Source organism: Paenibacillus periandrae (assembly GCF_022458865.1).
Classification (GTDB): Bacteria; Bacillota; Bacilli; order Paenibacillales; family NBRC-103111; genus Paenibacillus_S; species Paenibacillus_S periandrae.
This window is the reverse complement of sequence record NZ_JAJNMU010000250.1, coordinates 1-222: the sequence shown is the minus strand read 5'-3', so window position 1 is coordinate 222 and position 222 is coordinate 1. Positions and strand designations below refer to the sequence as shown.

The following is a 222-nucleotide window of genomic DNA, read 5'->3' as shown; positions in this document are numbered from 1 at the left end:
GACGGGTGAGTAACACGTAGGCAACCTGCCTGCAGGATCGGGATAACTACCGGAAACGGTAGCTAAGACCGAATACAAGACTTTGACGCCTGTCAGAGTTTGGAAACATGGAGCAATCTGTGACCTGCAGATGGGCCTGCGGCGCATTAGCTAGTTGGTGAGGTAACGGCTCACCAAGGCGACGATGCGTAGCCGACCTGAGAGGGTGAACGGCCACACTGG

1 rRNA gene is annotated in these 222 nt (G+C 55.9%); it reads left to right on the top strand.

Annotated elements, in window-relative coordinates:
• Window position 1 precedes the first annotated feature (1 nt).
• A 16S ribosomal RNA gene (locus LRL21_RS47535) occupies window positions 2–222 on the top strand; the annotation flags it as partial.